The sequence below is a fragment of the Dickeya ananatis genome (assembly GCF_019464615.1).
Classification (GTDB): domain Bacteria; phylum Pseudomonadota; class Gammaproteobacteria; order Enterobacterales; family Enterobacteriaceae; genus Dickeya; species Dickeya oryzae.
Map to the genome: position 1 here is coordinate 1,330,965 of NZ_CP040816.1, position 16,205 is coordinate 1,347,169.

General features: G+C 54.2%; 10 protein-coding genes. 6 read left to right on the forward strand and 4 right to left on the reverse strand.

What is annotated here, in order from left to right; genetic code table 11:
• Positions 1 to 23: 23 nt before the first annotated feature.
• The 3 genes from ycfP (at position 24) to FGI04_RS05810 (ending at position 3,050) form a co-directional block, all read left to right on the forward strand.
• Positions 24 to 566: an alpha/beta hydrolase YcfP gene (gene ycfP / locus FGI04_RS05800; protein WP_168365921.1), complete on the forward strand. Its 543-nt coding sequence runs from the start codon at positions 24 to 26 to the stop codon at positions 564 to 566.
• 294 nt (positions 567 to 860) lie between these two features.
• Entirely contained in the window at positions 861 to 2,168 is a 1,308-nt protein-coding gene (locus FGI04_RS05805; RefSeq protein WP_407336413.1) for an NAD(P)/FAD-dependent oxidoreductase, read from the forward strand.
• 342 nt (positions 2,169 to 2,510) lie between these two features.
• Complete coding sequence (locus FGI04_RS05810; protein WP_342701177.1) at positions 2,511 to 3,050, forward strand: glycine zipper 2TM domain-containing protein; 540 nt, start codon at positions 2,511 to 2,513, stop codon at positions 3,048 to 3,050.
• A gap of 79 nt (positions 3,051 to 3,129) precedes the next feature.
• On the opposite strand, the gene FGI04_RS05815 is transcribed toward FGI04_RS05810, so the two are convergent.
• Complete coding sequence (locus FGI04_RS05815; RefSeq protein WP_342701176.1) at positions 3,130 to 4,203, reverse strand: LacI family DNA-binding transcriptional regulator; 1,074 nt, start codon at positions 4,201 to 4,203, stop codon at positions 3,130 to 3,132.
• A gap of 300 nt (positions 4,204 to 4,503) precedes the next feature.
• Between FGI04_RS05815 and FGI04_RS05820 the strand changes: the two genes are divergently transcribed.
• The 3 genes from FGI04_RS05820 (at position 4,504) to FGI04_RS05830 (ending at position 9,285) form a co-directional block, all read left to right on the forward strand.
• Entirely contained in the window at positions 4,504 to 5,802 is a 1,299-nt protein-coding gene (locus FGI04_RS05820; protein ID WP_342701175.1) for an MFS transporter, read from the forward strand.
• A gap of 45 nt (positions 5,803 to 5,847) precedes the next feature.
• Positions 5,848 to 8,226 carry a glycoside hydrolase family 31 protein gene (locus tag FGI04_RS05825; protein ID WP_407336415.1) on the forward strand — a complete coding sequence of 793 codons (2,379 nt, stop codon included), beginning with the start codon at positions 5,848 to 5,850 and terminating at the stop codon, positions 8,224 to 8,226.
• A 243-nt stretch (positions 8,227 to 8,469) separates the two neighbouring features.
• Positions 8,470 to 9,285, forward strand: coding sequence for an arylamine N-acetyltransferase family protein (locus tag FGI04_RS05830; RefSeq protein ID WP_407336416.1), 816 nt, complete (start codon positions 8,470 to 8,472; stop codon positions 9,283 to 9,285).
• A 32-nt stretch (positions 9,286 to 9,317) separates the two neighbouring features.
• Here the strand turns inward: FGI04_RS05830 and yegD are convergent, their stop codons facing one another.
• From yegD to mfd, 3 genes are all read right to left on the reverse strand, one after another.
• Positions 9,318 to 10,667 carry a molecular chaperone gene (gene yegD, locus FGI04_RS05835; protein WP_407337394.1) on the reverse strand — a complete coding sequence of 450 codons (1,350 nt, stop codon included), beginning with the start codon at positions 10,665 to 10,667 and terminating at the stop codon, positions 9,318 to 9,320.
• A 93-nt stretch (positions 10,668 to 10,760) separates the two neighbouring features.
• A complete protein-coding gene (locus FGI04_RS05840) occupies positions 10,761 to 12,293 on the reverse strand; it encodes an EAL domain-containing protein (protein WP_342701172.1) in 1,533 nt (510 codons plus the stop codon).
• Between the two features lie 374 nt (positions 12,294 to 12,667).
• Positions 12,668 to 16,120 carry a transcription-repair coupling factor gene (mfd, locus tag FGI04_RS05845; RefSeq protein WP_342701171.1) on the reverse strand — a complete coding sequence of 1,151 codons (3,453 nt, stop codon included), beginning with the start codon at positions 16,118 to 16,120 and terminating at the stop codon, positions 12,668 to 12,670.
• Positions 16,121 to 16,205: the final 85 nt, after the last annotated feature.

Consider the following 16,205-nt stretch of genomic DNA (forward strand, 5'->3'; position numbering starts at 1 on the left):
ACAAGGCTGGAGGGAAGGCACAGATGATCATCTATTTGCACGGTTTTGATTCAAGCAGTCCGGGTAATCATGAGAAAGTGCTGCAGTTGCAGTTTATCGACCCGGATGTCCGACTGGTGAGCTACAGCACCCTGCATCCGCGTCATGATATGCAGCATCTGCTCAGGGAAGTCGACAAGATGCTGCAATCCAATGAGGATAGTCGGCCGTTGATTTGTGGCGTTGGACTGGGGGGATTTTGGGCTGAACGCATTGGCTTCCTGTGCGATATCCGTCAGGTCATGTTCAACCCCAATCTGTTCCCGCAAGAGAATATGGCTGGCAAAATCGATCGCCCGGAAGAGTACGCCGATATCGCCACCAAATGCGTAGAGAATTTCCGTGAGAAAAACCGCGATCGCTGTATGGTGGTCTTATCACGTCATGACGACATGCTGGATAACCAGCGCAGCGCTCGTCTGCTGGGCGAGTATTACGAAATCATCTGGAACGACATCGAAGGCCATAAGTTCCGCGACATTTCTTCACACCTGCAGCGCATCAAAGCCTTTAAATCATTAGGCTGATCCCTTCCTGTCGCTTTTTATCGTTGCCGGATTCGCTCAGTGTGGGTCTGGCAGCCTGTTTTTCCTCTGCCAACCTCTTTTGCTAACCCATTGGTTATCAATATCTAATTTGTCGGGCTGACTATCTGTAACTAAAGTAAATTGATTTAAATCAATTTTGGTATGACCAAATGACCTTACATGATATTCTCATGACAAATATCCCATTCAATCATTTATAACCATATGTAATTTAAGGATATTGTTTATTTACTCTTTATTAACTATTGGTTCACAAATTTTCAGGGGGTCATTTTGACATCATTGCCAATCAAGAAAATCGTGATTGTCGGCGGCGGTGCCGGCGGACTGGAACTGGCGACTAGCCTGGGGCGCAAGCTCGGTCGCAAGAATAAAGCGGAAATCACACTGGTGGACCGTAATCACAGCCACCTGTGGAAGCCGCTGCTGCACGAAGTGGCGACCGGTTCGCTGGATGATGACATGGATGCATTGAGCTATCTGGCGCATGCCCGCAATCATCATTTCAATTTCCAACTGGGTATGCTGACCGATATTGATCGTGAACAGCGTACTATCCAGTTAGCAGAGATCCGCAATGAACAAGGGGAGTTGCTGGTCGCGGCCCGTTCACTGCCTTACGACATTCTGGTGGTGGCGCTGGGCAGTACCTCCAATGACTTTGGCACCCCTGGGGTCAAAGATCACTGCATTTTCCTGGATAACCCGAAACAGGCTCGCCGTTTTCACAACGAAATGCTCAATCTGTTCCTCAAATTCTCCGCCTCTCAGGGCGAAAAAGAGAGGGTCAATATCGCGATTGTCGGGGGCGGTGCCACCGGCGTGGAACTGTCTGCCGAGTTGCACAATGCAGTCAAACAGCTGCACAGTTACGGTTTTGACAGCCTCAGTAACCAGGCGCTGAACGTGACGTTGGTGGAAGCCGGTGAGCGTATTCTGCCAGCCCTGCCACCGCGTATTTCTGCGGCGGCGCATCATGAATTGACCCAACTCGGTGTTCGCGTTCTGACTAAAACCATGGTGACCAGCGCTGAGCAGGGCGGTCTGAACACCAAGGACGGCGAATTTATTGACGCTGACCTGATGGTATGGGCGGCGGGTATCAAAGCGGCCGATGCGATGAAGGATATTGCGGGTCTGGAAACCAACCGCATCAACCAGTTGGTGGTGGAGCCGACGCTACAAACCACGCGTGATCCGGCGATTTTTGCCATTGGCGACTGTGCGTCTTGTCCTCAGCCAGGCGGCGGTGTGGTACCACCGCGTGCGCAGGCCGCGCATCAAATGGCGTCACGTTGCTACAGCAACATTCTGGCCTTGCTGGATGGCCAGCCGCTGAAAGCCTATGTCTATAAAGACCACGGTTCGTTGGTGTCATTATCCAAATTTAGCACCGTCGGTAGTCTGATGGGGAACCTGATGCGTGGCTCGGTGATGGTAGAAGGGCGCATTGCCCGCTTCGTTTATATTTCGCTCTACCGTATGCATCAGATTGCGTTGCATGGCTATCTCAAAACCGGCCTGATGATGCTGGTCGGTAGCATCAACCGGGTTATCCGCCCGCGCCTCAAACTGCACTAAGGCTGATACCGCTCGACCTTGACTTCAGGTTGCCCGCTATCCGGCGGGCAACCTGCTATTCCCCGCCATACCGCATCTATTTCAGAACAAAATATTGCACTAACGCCAACTCAAGGTAAGAAAACTCTCAAATGTGACAGTTTTGTTATCTGAGCCTCCCTTTTAAGGTAGTAATCCGATTGAGAGTACCGCAGGGATTCGGCAGACTTCATCGCATCAGACAGCGTTGCGCACACGCTGCACCCCGCTAGCGGGGCTTTCGGGTCAGCCATCCGGCGGTGATAAACCGTATAAGGCACGGCGAGATGGACGGTGCGTGATTATTTATTCAGGAGGTTTCCTGTGAACAAGTCAATGTTAGCGGGTGTGGGTATCGGTATGGCGGCAGCGCTGGGCGTGGCTGCTGTTGCCAGTCTGGATGTGTTCGCATCCAGACCGCAGTTTGCACAGGTGCTGACAGCTACCCCCATCAAAGAAACGGTGAAAACGCCGCGTCAGGAATGCCGTAATGTGACGGTGACGCACCGTCAGCCGGTGCAGGACGAAAATCGCCTTGCCGGTTCACTGTTGGGTGCGGTGGCGGGTGGTGTGCTGGGGCACCAGATCGGTGGTGGACGCGGACGCGACGTGGCAACGGTAGCCGGGGCACTGGCCGGTGGCTATGCCGGTAACCAGGTGCAGGGGAATATGCAGGACAGTGATGTTACTACCTCTACGCAGCAACGCTGCCAAACGGTGTATGACAAATCACAAAAAGTGCTGGGTTATGACGTCACCTACAAGATTGGCGATCAGGAAGGCAAAATCAGGATGGATCGTGACCCTGGTACCCGCATCCCACTCGACAGCAACGGTCAGTTAATCATCAACCAATCCAGTTGATGCGCCAGACCGGCAGGCCTGCCACACCCTGACGGTGTGGCAGGCCTGAAGCCATGATCCTACCGGTTTCACCCTCTCATCAGGCATCGTATAAATCCGTGTCCTGTACCGGCGAGTGGCGCTGACTTGGCCGAATACGCTTGACCGAACTTCTCACTGCCAGCGTACCGTTCAGCAACAGATTGCCGTGACCACGACCCGGCTGCATCAACTGAAGTTGCAATAATCTGACGGCTTCCCGACCCAATTCTTCGCATGGAATCAGTATCGAGGTAAGCGGGATGTCATGCACCGCCGCCAGGTTGGCACCATCCATGCTCATCACCGATATGTCTTGTGGTACCCGCAACTTTGCTTTATGCAGCGCATTAATCGCGCCTACCGCGATGAAGTTACCGCCTGCCAGTATCGCGGTAGGGTACTGCTCACGTGGGCAGGTAGCCAGAAACTCGGTGACGGCTTGTTCCGTTTCTGCGCTGCCGAAACCGCGGGGGGTAAGCAGGTGGCGCTCCTCGCTAAACGGCAGGTTATGCTGTTGATACGCCTCGCGGATCCCCGTCAGTCGCCACTCCATGGTATAACGCCGCAGGCAGAGTAGGGTGAGGATCTGACGGTGTCCCTGTTCAATCAGGTAATTGGCGGCAAATTCGCCAATAAGCTGGTGCGCAGGCGAGACACCGGATAACCTCATTTTGTGATCAAAGCAGTTCACCAGTACGCACGGTTTATTCAATTCTGCCGCCAGCGCATGGATATACGGGTCATCAATACCGATTAAAATCGCGCCTTCGGTTTCCGGCGCGGACATTTTCTCCAGAAAGAGTGAGACATCGCTGTCGTTCTCCGCCAACCCGCAGTAACGCAGGCGGACATCATGCGGGTCCAGCGACTCCTGCACCCCTTGCAATACCTTGTGATAAAAGATGTCGGCCCGGCTGTTAAAAGCCCGCTCTGGAGCGAACACGGTCAGGCTATTCAGTAATAAACGACCGGTAGCCAGGTTATCCATCACACCGTATTGCCGGGCGGCAGTGAGGATGCGCATCCGTGCCTCCTCACTGGTGTTGGATTTACCCGCCAGCACCCGCGAAACAGTACTGACGGAAAAACCGGTTTGCAGGGCAATATCGCGGATCCGGAGGTTTTTTTTCATTTTGTGATCCTGCTCAATTTGGCTTATGAAAAAATTTTCATAAGCAGAAGATGGTCGGTTTTAGGCATAAAAATGACCAAAAACAGCAGCTAATGACGCTATCATGAAAATAGTTGCAAAAAAGTGAGTATCTCCCGCTTTTTTATTTCCTTACGCTGAATATGTCGCGATTCTTCCGGTGATATTCCACCGGAGGAATGGGTTTAAAAGACATAAAACTTTATAAAAATCTGAATATTAGAACATCAGGATGGTGTGTGCCGACAGGTATTCACCGAAGTCCGCTGTAAGGAGATCACCATGAGTCTCGACGTTAATTCCTCTCCCGCTGTGAATGAAAAACGAAAATTCAAACAATTACGCTGGTGGGTTCTGGCGTTATTTCTGTTTGGCGTCACCGTCAATTACATCACCCGTAATTCACTGGGTATTCTGGCACCTGAATTAAAAACCGTTTTAAACATTACTACCGAGCAATACTCCTGGATTGTCGGTGCGTTCCAATTGGCTTACACCCTATTCCAGCCGTTGTGTGGATGGCTTATCGACGTCATCGGCTTAAAGATGGGCTTCATGATTTGCGCGGTTATCTGGGCGCTGATGTGTCTGTTACATGCCGGGGCTGGCAGTTGGATTCAACTCGCGGTCTTGCGTTTTATGATGGGGGGCGCTGAAGCCGCCGCCACCCCGGCCAACGCGAAAACCATTGGCGAGTGGTTCCCTCGTCAGGAGCGCCCTGTGGCTGCAGGTTGGGCGGGCGTTGGGTTTTCGATTGGTGCGATGCTGGCTCCGCCGATCATCGTGATTGCCCACTCGCTGTTGGGCTGGCAGGGGGCATTCATTTTTGCCGGGGTGCTGGCCATGCTTTGGGTGGTGTTGTGGTGGCTGTTTTACCATGATCCGGAAAAGCACCCGAACCTGAGTAAAGCCGAGCTGGCATTTATCCGTCAGGACAACGAACCGGCACCGGTGAAACAACCCTTTTTCACCGCCATGAAAACGGTGCTGAAAAACCGCCGCTTCTACGGTATCGCCATTCCGGCGTTTATGGCCGAACCGGCCTGGGCGGTGCTGAGTTTCTGGGTGCCGCTGTATCTGGCGAAAGAACGCGGTATGGATTTGAAACAGATCGCCATGTTTGCCTGGCTGCCGTTTCTGGCCGCTGACTTTGGCAGTATCGCCAGTGGTTATCTGACCAAGCTCTACACGCGCTTGTTTGGTTGTTCACGGATTAATTCCGTGGTGGGCAGTTCGGTGACCGGCGCATTCCTGATGCTGTCACTCGCACTGGTCAGCGTGACCCAAAACCCTTATCTGGCCATCATTTTGATCTCCATCGGCGGGTTTGGCCACCAGATCATTTCCTGCATGCTGAGCGCCGTGGTGGTGGATTCGTTCGATAAAGGCCAAATGGCGACCGTTAACGGTATGCGCGGTGCCAGCGCCTGGATTGCCAGTTTCCTGTTTTCGTTGTTGATTGGTGTGACCGCCGACAAGATTGGCTTTAATCCACTGTTTGTGGCGATGGGCTTTTTTGATTTGTTTGGCGCACTGTTTTTGGTGGCATTCATTGCCGAGCGTCGTCAGCGCGCACATTGATAACGTTTCAGTATTGACAGAATTTCCGAATAGACGAGTGATGTTATGAAGACATTGAAACACTGGGTATTGCACCATCAGGCCGAGGATCGGGTTGAGTTGCTGGTGGACGGCGCGCATCGCTTTATGTTGTATGTGCTGGCGCCGGGGTTAATGCGGGTATTGATTAAGCAGGATGATGAACTGCGATTGAACCGTACCTGGAGTATCGCGCCGCAGCAGGATGATGTTCCGTGGCAGGGGCGAGTGCGCGAGAGCAGCGACGGCTTTGCCTTACCGGGGTATAGCTTATCCTGGCAAGGCGATGCGTTGCAGATAAGCACCGCGCAACTGCGGGTGACGATACACCAGCCGCTGTGGTTGTCATGGGAACACTGTGATGCGCAGGGGCAGTGGCAACCGCTGGCTTCTGACCGACCGACCGGCGCTTATCTGCTTAACCGTCACGGTGATGGCGTGGCGCACTACCAGCGCCGTACACCACAGGAACGTTGCTACGGGCTGGGCGAAAAAGCCGGGGATCTCAACCGCGCCGGTCGTCGCTTTGAGTTTCGTAATCTGGATGCGATGGGCTATAACGCGCAAAGCACCGATCCGCTGTATAAGCACCTGCCGTTTACCATTGTGAACCAGCCCGGTGTCAGCTATGGCGTGTTTTATGACAACCTCAGTTCCACCTGGTTGGATCTGGGTAACGAGCTTGACAACTATCATCTGGCTTACCGTCGCTATCAGGCTGAGGCAGGGGATTTGGATTACTATTTCCTGCTCGGCCCGGCAATCCTGGATGTGACCAAAGCTTTCGTCCGGCTTACCGGTAAAGCCTACTTTGGCCCTAAATGGAGCCTCGGCTACAGCGGTTCGACCATGCATTACACTGATGCGCCCGATGCCCAGCAACAGCTGTTGTCGTTCATTGAATTGTGCCGCCAGCATGCTATCCCGTGCGATTCTTTCCAGCTCTCATCTGGGTACACCTCGATCGGCAATAAGCGCTACGTGTTTAACTGGAACTACGACAAGGTGCCGCAGCCGGAGCAGATGAGCCAGGCGTTTCATGACGCGGGACTGCATTTGGCCGCCAACATCAAGCCTTGCCTGTTGCAGGATCATCCACGCTATCAGGAAGTGGCCGCGAAAGGGCTGTTTGTGCGTGATTCAGAATCGGATAACCCGGAGCGTTCCAGTTTCTGGGACGATGAAGGCTCCCATCTGGATTTTACCAACCCGGACACCGTTGCCTGGTGGCAGGAAAACGTCACCCGGCAACTGCTGGAAAAAGGGATTGATTCAACCTGGAACGATAACAACGAATTCGAAGTCTGGGATGGCGAGGCGCGCTGTCATGGCTTTGGGCAGCCGATTGCCATCAAGCATATTCGCCCGTTAATGCCGTTGCTGATGATGCGTGCGTCAATGGAGGCGCAGCAGCGTTTTGCGCCCGAGCTGCGTCCTTACCTGATTTCACGCTCCGGCAGCGCCGGTATGCAGCGTTACGTGCAGACCTGGAGCGGTGACAACCGCACCAACTGGCAGACACTGCGCTATAACACCCGCATGGGCGTCGGCATGAGCCTGTCCGGCCTGTATAACGTCGGGCATGATGTGGGAGGCTTTGCCGGTAATAAGCCGGACGCCGAACTGTTTGTGCGCTGGGTACAAAACGGTGTGATGCATCCGCGCTTTACCATTCACTCATGGAATGATGACGCCACGGTTAACGAACCCTGGATGTATCCGGCGGTCACGCCGATTATCCGTGATGCCATTCAGTTGCGTTATCGACTGTTGCCGTACCTGTATACCTTGTTCTGGCAGGCCCATACGGATGACGAGCCGATGCTTCGTCCAATGTTTCTGGACCATGAGCATGACCCGCGCACCTTTGAGGAAAGCGACGATTTCATGCTCGGTAAAGATCTGCTGGTCGCCAGCGTCGTGGAGCCGGGGCAACGTCAGCGTCAGGTCTACTTGCCGGATAATCATGAGGGTTGGTACGACTTTTACCGCGGTGACTGGTTCAGCGCGGGACAAACGGTGACGCTGGATGCGCCGCTGGAGCGTTTACCACTGCTGGTCCGGGCCGGTGCCATGATACCGATGTCGGCGCGTACCGATTTTGTCTGCCCGGATAGCGACGACCAACGCACCATGCTGCTTTTCCCGCTGATGGGGAATGGCACACGTCAAGGCCTGTTGTTTGAAGATGACGGGGAAACCCACCGCTGGCGTGATGGACAGGCGTTGTGGCTGCGTTGGGAGCTGTGTTGCAGCGCCGGACGTATTGACGTGACCTTCCACCCGGAAGGGGCGTTTGTACCGGCGTGGCGTCAGTTGACCGTGCAGTTGCCGCCAGACGAGCAACGCGCGCTGTACATTAATGGCGAGCGCACCACGCAGTACACACTGCCTTCCCAGCGCTAACCGAAGCATGGAGCATGCCCTGCCGACAGTTTCATCTGTCGGCAGGGGGGCGTGACCGTTATCGCTTTATTGTCAGCCGAATAGTAAGTCCCGTTTATCAATAGACAGCGAAGGGGTATTATCGATAGCACATTGCCAATGATGTCTACAGCGTATACCCCAAATCATTCACGTTGCAGGACGATACGCCAGCAACCTGAAGCAGGAAGGGGATAGGCTTTTATTCAGGCACCGGGAAGACATATGCTGAATAATTCGGAAGTTCAACGCTATCTGCAGCGCATTGGCGTCAGCTCTTTGCCTGCGGAACCGGCTTTACAACTGCGCACCCTTCATCTTGCTCACCTCACGCATGTTCCATTTGAAAATCTGGATGTGGTGTTCGGAAAACCGATACACCTGAATCCGTCTGCCATCTATCGGAAAATCGTTGATGACCGGCGTGGCGGGTTTTGCTACGAGCTTAATTACGGTTTTTATTTGCTGCTGCAGGCGTTAGGGTTTGAGGTACACCTGTTGGCCGGTCAGGTGTGGAACGATGACGGTCACTATGGGCAGCCCTTTGATCATCTGTTTTTACACGTGACGCTGCCGCAAGCGTCCGTCATTGCCGATATCAGCTTTGGGGATTCGTTCTGTGTGCCGGTGCCACTGTCGGGTGAGGTGTCGAGTGAAGCGTTTGTCCATTATCAGGTCGTGGCGGTAGAGGGCGGCTATCAGTTGCAGCAGCGGATTGGCGATAATGACTGGAAACCACAATACAAGTTTACGCTGCACGCTTACCAACTGGCGGACTATGCCGGGATGGCGCACTACCATCAAACCTCGCTGTCATCGCCATTTACCACCAAGGCACTTTGCACCCGCGTAACGGCACAAGGGCGATTAACCCTGTCGAATAACCGCTTGATAGTCACCCGGCACGGCCAGAAGAGCGAGCGTGTTATCGGTAGCCATCGTGACTATCTGGATTGCCTGCAACAACAGTTCGGTATTGTGCTGACGGACGATTACGACAGCCAGCACTGGTTTGAGCGCCTTAGCGCCGCGGTGACCTGAGTCGCCAGCGGCAGTGTAAGGTTTGGTTTTATCTAGCGAAACAGCGTCTGTGCCCAGCGGGCCAGACCGGCGGTGACCGAGCCAAAGTCATCGCCGCTTTCGATCGGGACATCGGGCAGGCAGTGGCTGATGGCAGTGCGTAGTAATGGCGAACGCGCGCTACCGCCAGTCAGGTAAATGACGTCCGGCTGCGTCTGGCTGCTTTCCTGCGCTTGAATAAGCTGGCGCTTAATGTGCTCCAGCGGCTGTGCGATCGCCTCTTCTAGTTGGTTTACGCTAACGTCGGTTGCCAGTTCAGGCGAGATAAACGGCAGGCAGGCCTGCGATATGTCCGCCTGCGATAAGGCGATTTTCTGTTCTTCTGCCAGCCGAACCAGCCGATAGCTGAGTCGTTGACGCCATACGGTCAGCAGGCGCGCTACCTGATCGGGTTCGCGGGCATCATGAATCAAATCACGCAGCAGCTTGCCGCTGGCGTTACTGTAGAATTCGGCCTGTGCCGGTACGTCGTTGATAGCCACCGCATTCCACCACGGCAAGACCGGCAGGGCTGTGCCTTTTTCGGTGCTGCCGTTCATGCCCAGCAACGGGCAGAACTGCCTGAATGCCAGCATAATGTCCAGATCGTTACCCCCGACCCGGCAACCGCTGTGGCCGAGCAGGCTTTCTGCGCGCTCACGGCGATGACGCCACGCTGGCCCCATCAGTAGCATCGAACAGTCGGTGGTACCGCCGCCAATGTCGACCACCAGTACTCGTTTTTCCTGTTGCAGAGTCGCTTCAAAATCAAGACCGGCAGCCACCGGCTCAAACTGAAACGCCACCTGCCGGAACCCGGCGCGCCCGGCAGCACGCTCCAGAATACCCTGAGCCTGTCGGTTGGACTCTTCGCCACCCATCCCCTGAAAGTTGATTGGTCGCCCGATGACCGCCTGTTCAATCGGCCGGTCAAGTTGTTGCTCGGCCTGACGACGAATATGCAGCATCATGGCGCAGACCAGATCCTCGAACAGCGCTATCTGCTGTGGTTTTAATCCGGTTGCGCCGAGAAATGACTTGGGTGATTTAACAAACCAGGTATCTTGCGGGTCATCCATGTAGTGCGCCAGTGCGTCCAGTCCGAACCTGACGCTATCGGATTGAACACGAATATCCTCTTCGCGATTGTGGCTGATAGCGCGTTGCAGTTGCCGGGCGTTTTCTCCCTCGGCTGGGATCTGATGATGTCGCCACAGCCACTCGCTAACCGCTTCGCGACTGGGCGCGCACAACATAGATTGTAAATAAGGCGCTTGTTGCTCCAGTTGCAACAACCGTGGTGTTTCGTGTTCCATGACAGCCAGCGAGCAGTTGGCTGTTCCGTAGTCAAAGCCGACAAACATGATTGTCATCCCCATGCCAGTAGAGAAGGGGCGGGAATTTACCGCTTGCTCCGGGGCTTGTAAAGAGACGCGGAGGATAAAAATCGTGTGTTGTCAGGGATGCGGCCCGGCATCGAGGCTCTGCGTTTGAGTCAGCCAGGTGCGCGCCAGTTCATCAAACGGCAAGGGTCTGGAGAAGAAATACCCCTGCATGAAGTTGATCTGCTTGCGGGATAGGAATTCGGCCTGATATTCGGTTTCCACCCCTTCGGCGATCGTCATCAGTTTCATTTGTTGCGCCAGGTCGATAACACAGTTCACCAGCGTGCTGGATTGCGGATCGTTTTCATCGATCATGCTGACAAAAGACTGGTCGATTTTGATGACGTTGACGTGCAATTTTCTGAGATAGTCAAAATTAGAATAACCGGTACCGAAATCGTCCAGTGCGATCAAGACACCGGCATCACTGAGTTTTTTGAAGAACGCGATGGTGTCTGGTGTAATGTCGACTTTTTCCCGTTCAGTAATTTCAATCATCAGATGCACGTTTTTATCGCCGAAGGCGGTGATGAAATTTTTGCAGTCAGTAATAAAGTCGTCGGACTGGCAGTGCTGAGCGCTGATGTTAATCGCAATGTGTAAATTGTCTGGCAGCGAGTCCAGATGCGGCGTCAAATCGCGCACCACGCTACTCATGAGTGTACGCGTCAGTGGGATAATCAGCCCACTTTGTTCGCACAGTGGAATGAAAACATCGGGGGAAATAAACCCGCTTTTCGGATGGTGCCAGCGAGCCAGAACCTCCACACCGTAGATTTCCCGTGATTCATTCGCAATAACCGGCTGGTAATAGGGCAACACTTCCTGATTTTCGATGGCGCGTCGAATACCGTCATAAGGTGAATTAAGGCGTGTTGAATATTTATAAGCCAGGACACTGGAACCAAGAGCGATAAAAAACACCACCAGAAAGGTCATTTTTTCCTGATTCCAGAAATCGGCAATGGAATATTTATCGTTACTTGGAAACAGAATAGCGAAATGATAGTGACTGGAGGGGGTAATAACAAAATTATGTAGAGTGTCAGGGGTAAGTGTTGATACTTTATTCTCGCGGGATATCCAGGTATTACCGACGGATAAATAAAGATCTCGTTGTTTACTCAGTAAATCGAGCACATTCGTCAGGTGTTGACCGTGAATGGCTACCCCCACACTGCCGGATGGGGTGTTACCGAGGTACATAATCAGGGTTCTATCCGGTGTGACGGAGTTACCGGCCAGCAGCGCCAATTCTCGCATATGGAAACGCTCCAGCGCGGCGGGGCGGTTATCCACACCATACAAGGATGAGCAGTACACCACGTCGTTTTTGATCAAGCTGACCGTGCGCAGGTGGCTGCCAATGGCTGCTGTCATATTCAATTGCCGGATAACGTCAGGCGTGCAAGGGGAGGCCAGTAGCGGTTTACTTTCTTCCACCGCGTCTTTAGCCTCATTGAGAATGTCTTCAATATTTCTGACCGCTCTTTGCGCATTGTCATACGCGCTCTGACGGTCAGTACGGTAGTCCTGATAATAAATTACCCATAAGCCCACGGCGAACATCGCTAAAAAAGTCAGAAAAGCGATTAGTTTATTCATTGGTTGTGGCCCTTGATCCGACCTTATCGTTGTTCTATATCCATCATCGTTACTATTACAGGGATAACCCGTCCATCCGTGGACCTTGCCCTGGTGGGCCAACGCGGTGTACGCAAAACGCAATACATTTTGCCCTGTAATCTGAATGTTCTGGATATATATCGGCGATTATTCCTTTGATTTTAGTCGGGCCACAGCAATTAGTTCAGAAAAGTTATCAAGTCATTTATACCCTTCATACTTCACGCAGCAGGTGCGTTGGCTTCCTTACCCGGCCTATCAATGGGCGTCGCCCTACAGGCAAACGCATTGCGCTGTTCAACACGCAATGCGTTTTGTGCTGCAACCCGAATATTTAGGGTATAGAAACATCATCAGGCCGCGCACGTATGCTGCGCCATCTCCTCCAGTAGTTGGGTGATAAACGTCAGTCGTTTCGGGTATCCGCCCAGATCGTTAATGAATTTCAACCGGGTCGGGCCATCCAGTCGATACACTTTCGGGTCACGCTGTAACAGGCCGATAAGATGCGTCGGGTCGACGCGATTGTGCTGGCTGAATTCGATGAACCCGCCTTTGTCATTGCCTTCAATGCGTTTGATGCCGAGCGCCTGCGCCTGCTGGCGCAATGCCGCGACCTGTAGCAAGTGGCGGGCGGCGTCCGGCAAGGTACCGAAACGGTCGATCAGTTCCGCTTTCAGATCATCCAGTTCGTTATCGTTTTTGGCGCTGGCGATGCGTTTATAGAACGACAAACGGGTATTGACGTCAGGAATGAAATCGTCCGGTAACAGTGCGGGCAGGCGCAACTCTACGTCGGTCTGGCTGCTGAGCAGGTCGTCGAGCGACGGTTCTCGTCCCGCTTTGAGTGATTCTACTGCGCTTTCCAGCAACTCCATGTACAGCGAGAAACCGACGCTTTCCATCTGGCCGCTCTGGTCTTCACCCAGCAATTCCCCTGCACCGCGGATTTCCAGGTCGTGGGTGGCAAGAGCAAAACCGGCACCCAAATCTTCCAGTGACGCGATAGCCTCCAGTCGCTTGTGGGCATCACTGCTCATCGCTTTAGGATTGGGGGTCAGCAGGTAAGCGTAAGCCTGATGGTGTGAACGACCAACGCGGCCACGTAACTGATGCAACTGTGCCAGGCCGAAATGGTCGGCGCGCTCAATGATGATGGTATTGGCACTGGGGATGTCGATCCCGGTTTCAATGATGGTGGTACACACCAGCACATTGAAACGCTGATGATGAAAATCGTTCATCACCCGTTCCAGGTCGCGTTCGCGCATCTGCCCATGACCGATGGCGATACGCGCTTCCGGCACCAGTTCGCTGAGTCGCTGGGCGGCTTTTTCGATGTTTTCCACGTCGTTGTAGAGGTAGTACACCTGCCCGCCGCGCAGAATTTCACGCAGCATTGCCTCGCGCACCACCAGATTGTCGTACTCACGCACGAAGGTTTTCACCGCCAGACGGCGAGCGGGCGGTGTGGCGATGATCGACAAATCACGGATGCCGCTCATTGCCATATTCAGGGTTCGAGGAATCGGCGTGGCGGTAAGGGTGAGGATATCCACATTGGCACGCATCGCTTTAATGCGCTCTTTGTGGCGCACGCCGAAGCGGTGTTCTTCATCGACGATCAATAACCCCAAATCCCGCCAGCGGACATCGCTTTGCAATAATTTGTGGGTACCGATCAGGATATCCACTTTGCCTTCCTGGGTTTGTTCCAGCACCTGCGTCTGCTCTTTCTGGCTGCGAAAGCGCGACAGCATTTCAATGCGCACCGGCCAGTTGGCGAAACGGTCACGGAAATTGTCGAAGTGCTGCTGCGCCAGCAAGGTGGTCGGCACCAGTACCGCCACCTGTTTATGGTTTTCCACTGCCAGAAACGCGGCGCGCATTGCCACCTCGGTTTTGCCGAAGCCGACATCGCCGCACACCAGCCGGTCCATCGCCAGCGGGCGGCACATGTCGCTCAGCACGGCGTTGATGGCCTGCGCCTGATCCGGGGTGGTATCAAACGGAAAGCCCTGACAGAACAATTGGTACTGCTCGCGATCGTGTTTGAACGCGAAGCCGGTGTGAGCCGCGCGCTGGGCATACACATCCAACAGTTCGGCGGCCACGTCACGTACTTTCTCCGCCGCCTTCTGCCGTGCTCGCGTCCAGGCGTCCCCACCCAGTTTGTGTAGTGGCGCGCTTTCTTCCGCGCCACCGGCGTAGCGGCTGATCAGGTGCAACGAGGAGACCGGCACGTACAGTTTGTCTTCACCGGCGTAGTGTAGGATCAGGTATTCCGCCTTGATACCGCCCGCTTCCAGTGTGGTTAGCCCGGCGTAACGGCCGACACCGTGCTCAAGGTGCACCACCGGTTGACCCGGGCGCAGTTCCGCCAGATTGCGAATCAACGTATCGGTATTGATGGTACGGCGGCTGTCCTGACGCCGACGACTGACGCGCTCACCCAGCAGATCGCTTTCGCAGATCAGCGCGCGCTGGCGCAGGGTGTCAATAAAGCCGTGTTCGCTGGCCCCTACCATCAGGTAACACCCTGGGGATGCCAGCTGTTCAAGGCGTTTTACCGGCGTTGGCGATAACTTGATGCGAGACAGTAACTCTTGCAAGGTTTCCCGGCGGCCTTCGCTCTCTACGGAAAACACCACCTGCCCGTTAAACTGCTCCACGAAACGGCGCAGCGCATCCAACGGCGATTTATTCTGATGCTGGACCGCCAGGTCCGGCAGCGACTGGTAGCCCAGATTCAAGTTGGCGGCTTTGTCCGGCAGGGTATCGCTGCGAAGTTGTACGCGTGGCCACTGCTTGAGCTCGGCGAACAGCGCATCAACCGGTAGCCACAGTGTATCCGGCGACAACAGTGGGCGCATCGGGTCGACGCGGCGGCTGTCGTGACGTTGCTGAACATCTTGCCAGAAACGTTCGGCACCTTGCTGGATATCGCCGGTATTGACCAGCAGCGTACCGGCTGGCAGATAACTGAACAGCGCGGGCAGCGGCTGGTTGAAAAACAGCGGCTGCCAGTATTCGATCCCGGCGGGCAGGGTACCTTTACTTACCTGCTGATAGATATGTTCGGCGTCGCGCCTGACCTCAAACTGCTCGCGCCACTGGCTGCGAAATAGCTCAATGGCGTTTTTATCAGTAGGAAATTCCCGCGCAGGCAACAAATGAATCTGTTCGACTTCATTCAGGGTTCGTTGGGTATCGGCATCGAACAGCCGCAGGCTGTCTATCTCGTCATCGAAGAAATCAATACGAAACGGCTCTTCGCTCCCCATAGGGAACAGGTCAAGCAACGCGCCACGGGTGGCGAATTCGCCATGCTCCATCACCTGATCGACGCTACGATAACCGGCTTGTTCCAGTTGGCTGCGTAGCTGGTCACGAGACAGACGCTGGCCTTTTTTCAGCATCAACGCATGGCCGTGCAGGAACGCGTGCGGGCACACTTTCTGCATCAGGGTATTGACCGGCAAGATCAACACGCCACGTGTCAGCGAAGGAAGCTGGTAAAGCGTAGATAGACGGGCAGAGACAATTTCCTGATGGGGCGAGAAGCTGTCATAGGGCAGCGTTTCCCAATCCGGCAGCGTCATGACCGGGTGGCCGGTAAATTGCTGAATTTCGTCGCGCAACCGCAGAGCGTTTTGCATGTCTGGCGTAATCAGCACCACCAGTCCGGTGTGACGTTCAACGATTTCTGCGCATTCGACGGCGCAGGCTGCGCCGGTAAGCTGACCCAGCAGGCGTTGTTCGCCCGCTTTGCCAGGCAAGGTATAGCGATATTGTTCAGGCATCATCCGATTATCAGGTCTCGATATCCACTAAGAAAAAGTCGGGAAGAGAGAGGCTTAGGGTTCCATAAAGCGGTACTACCCTTTATTA

Coding starts and splice junctions, on each gene's coding strand:
- ycfP (WP_168365921.1), top strand. CDS start 24: ATGATCATCTATTTGCACGGTTTTGATTCAAGCAGTCCGGGTAATCAT.
- FGI04_RS05815 (WP_342701176.1), bottom strand. CDS start 4,203: ATGAAAAAAAACCTCCGGATCCGCGATATTGCCCTGCAAACCGGTTTT.
- FGI04_RS05820 (WP_342701175.1), top strand. CDS start 4,504: ATGAGTCTCGACGTTAATTCCTCTCCCGCTGTGAATGAAAAACGAAAA.
- FGI04_RS05825 (WP_407336415.1), top strand. CDS start 5,848: ATGAAGACATTGAAACACTGGGTATTGCACCATCAGGCCGAGGATCGG.
- FGI04_RS05830 (WP_407336416.1), top strand. CDS start 8,470: ATGCTGAATAATTCGGAAGTTCAACGCTATCTGCAGCGCATTGGCGTC.
- yegD (WP_407337394.1), bottom strand. CDS start 10,667: ATGTTTGTCGGCTTTGACTACGGAACAGCCAACTGCTCGCTGGCTGTC.
- FGI04_RS05840 (WP_342701172.1), bottom strand. CDS start 12,293: ATGAATAAACTAATCGCTTTTCTGACTTTTTTAGCGATGTTCGCCGTG.
- mfd (WP_342701171.1), bottom strand. CDS start 16,120: ATGATGCCTGAACAATATCGCTATACCTTGCCTGGCAAAGCGGGCGAA.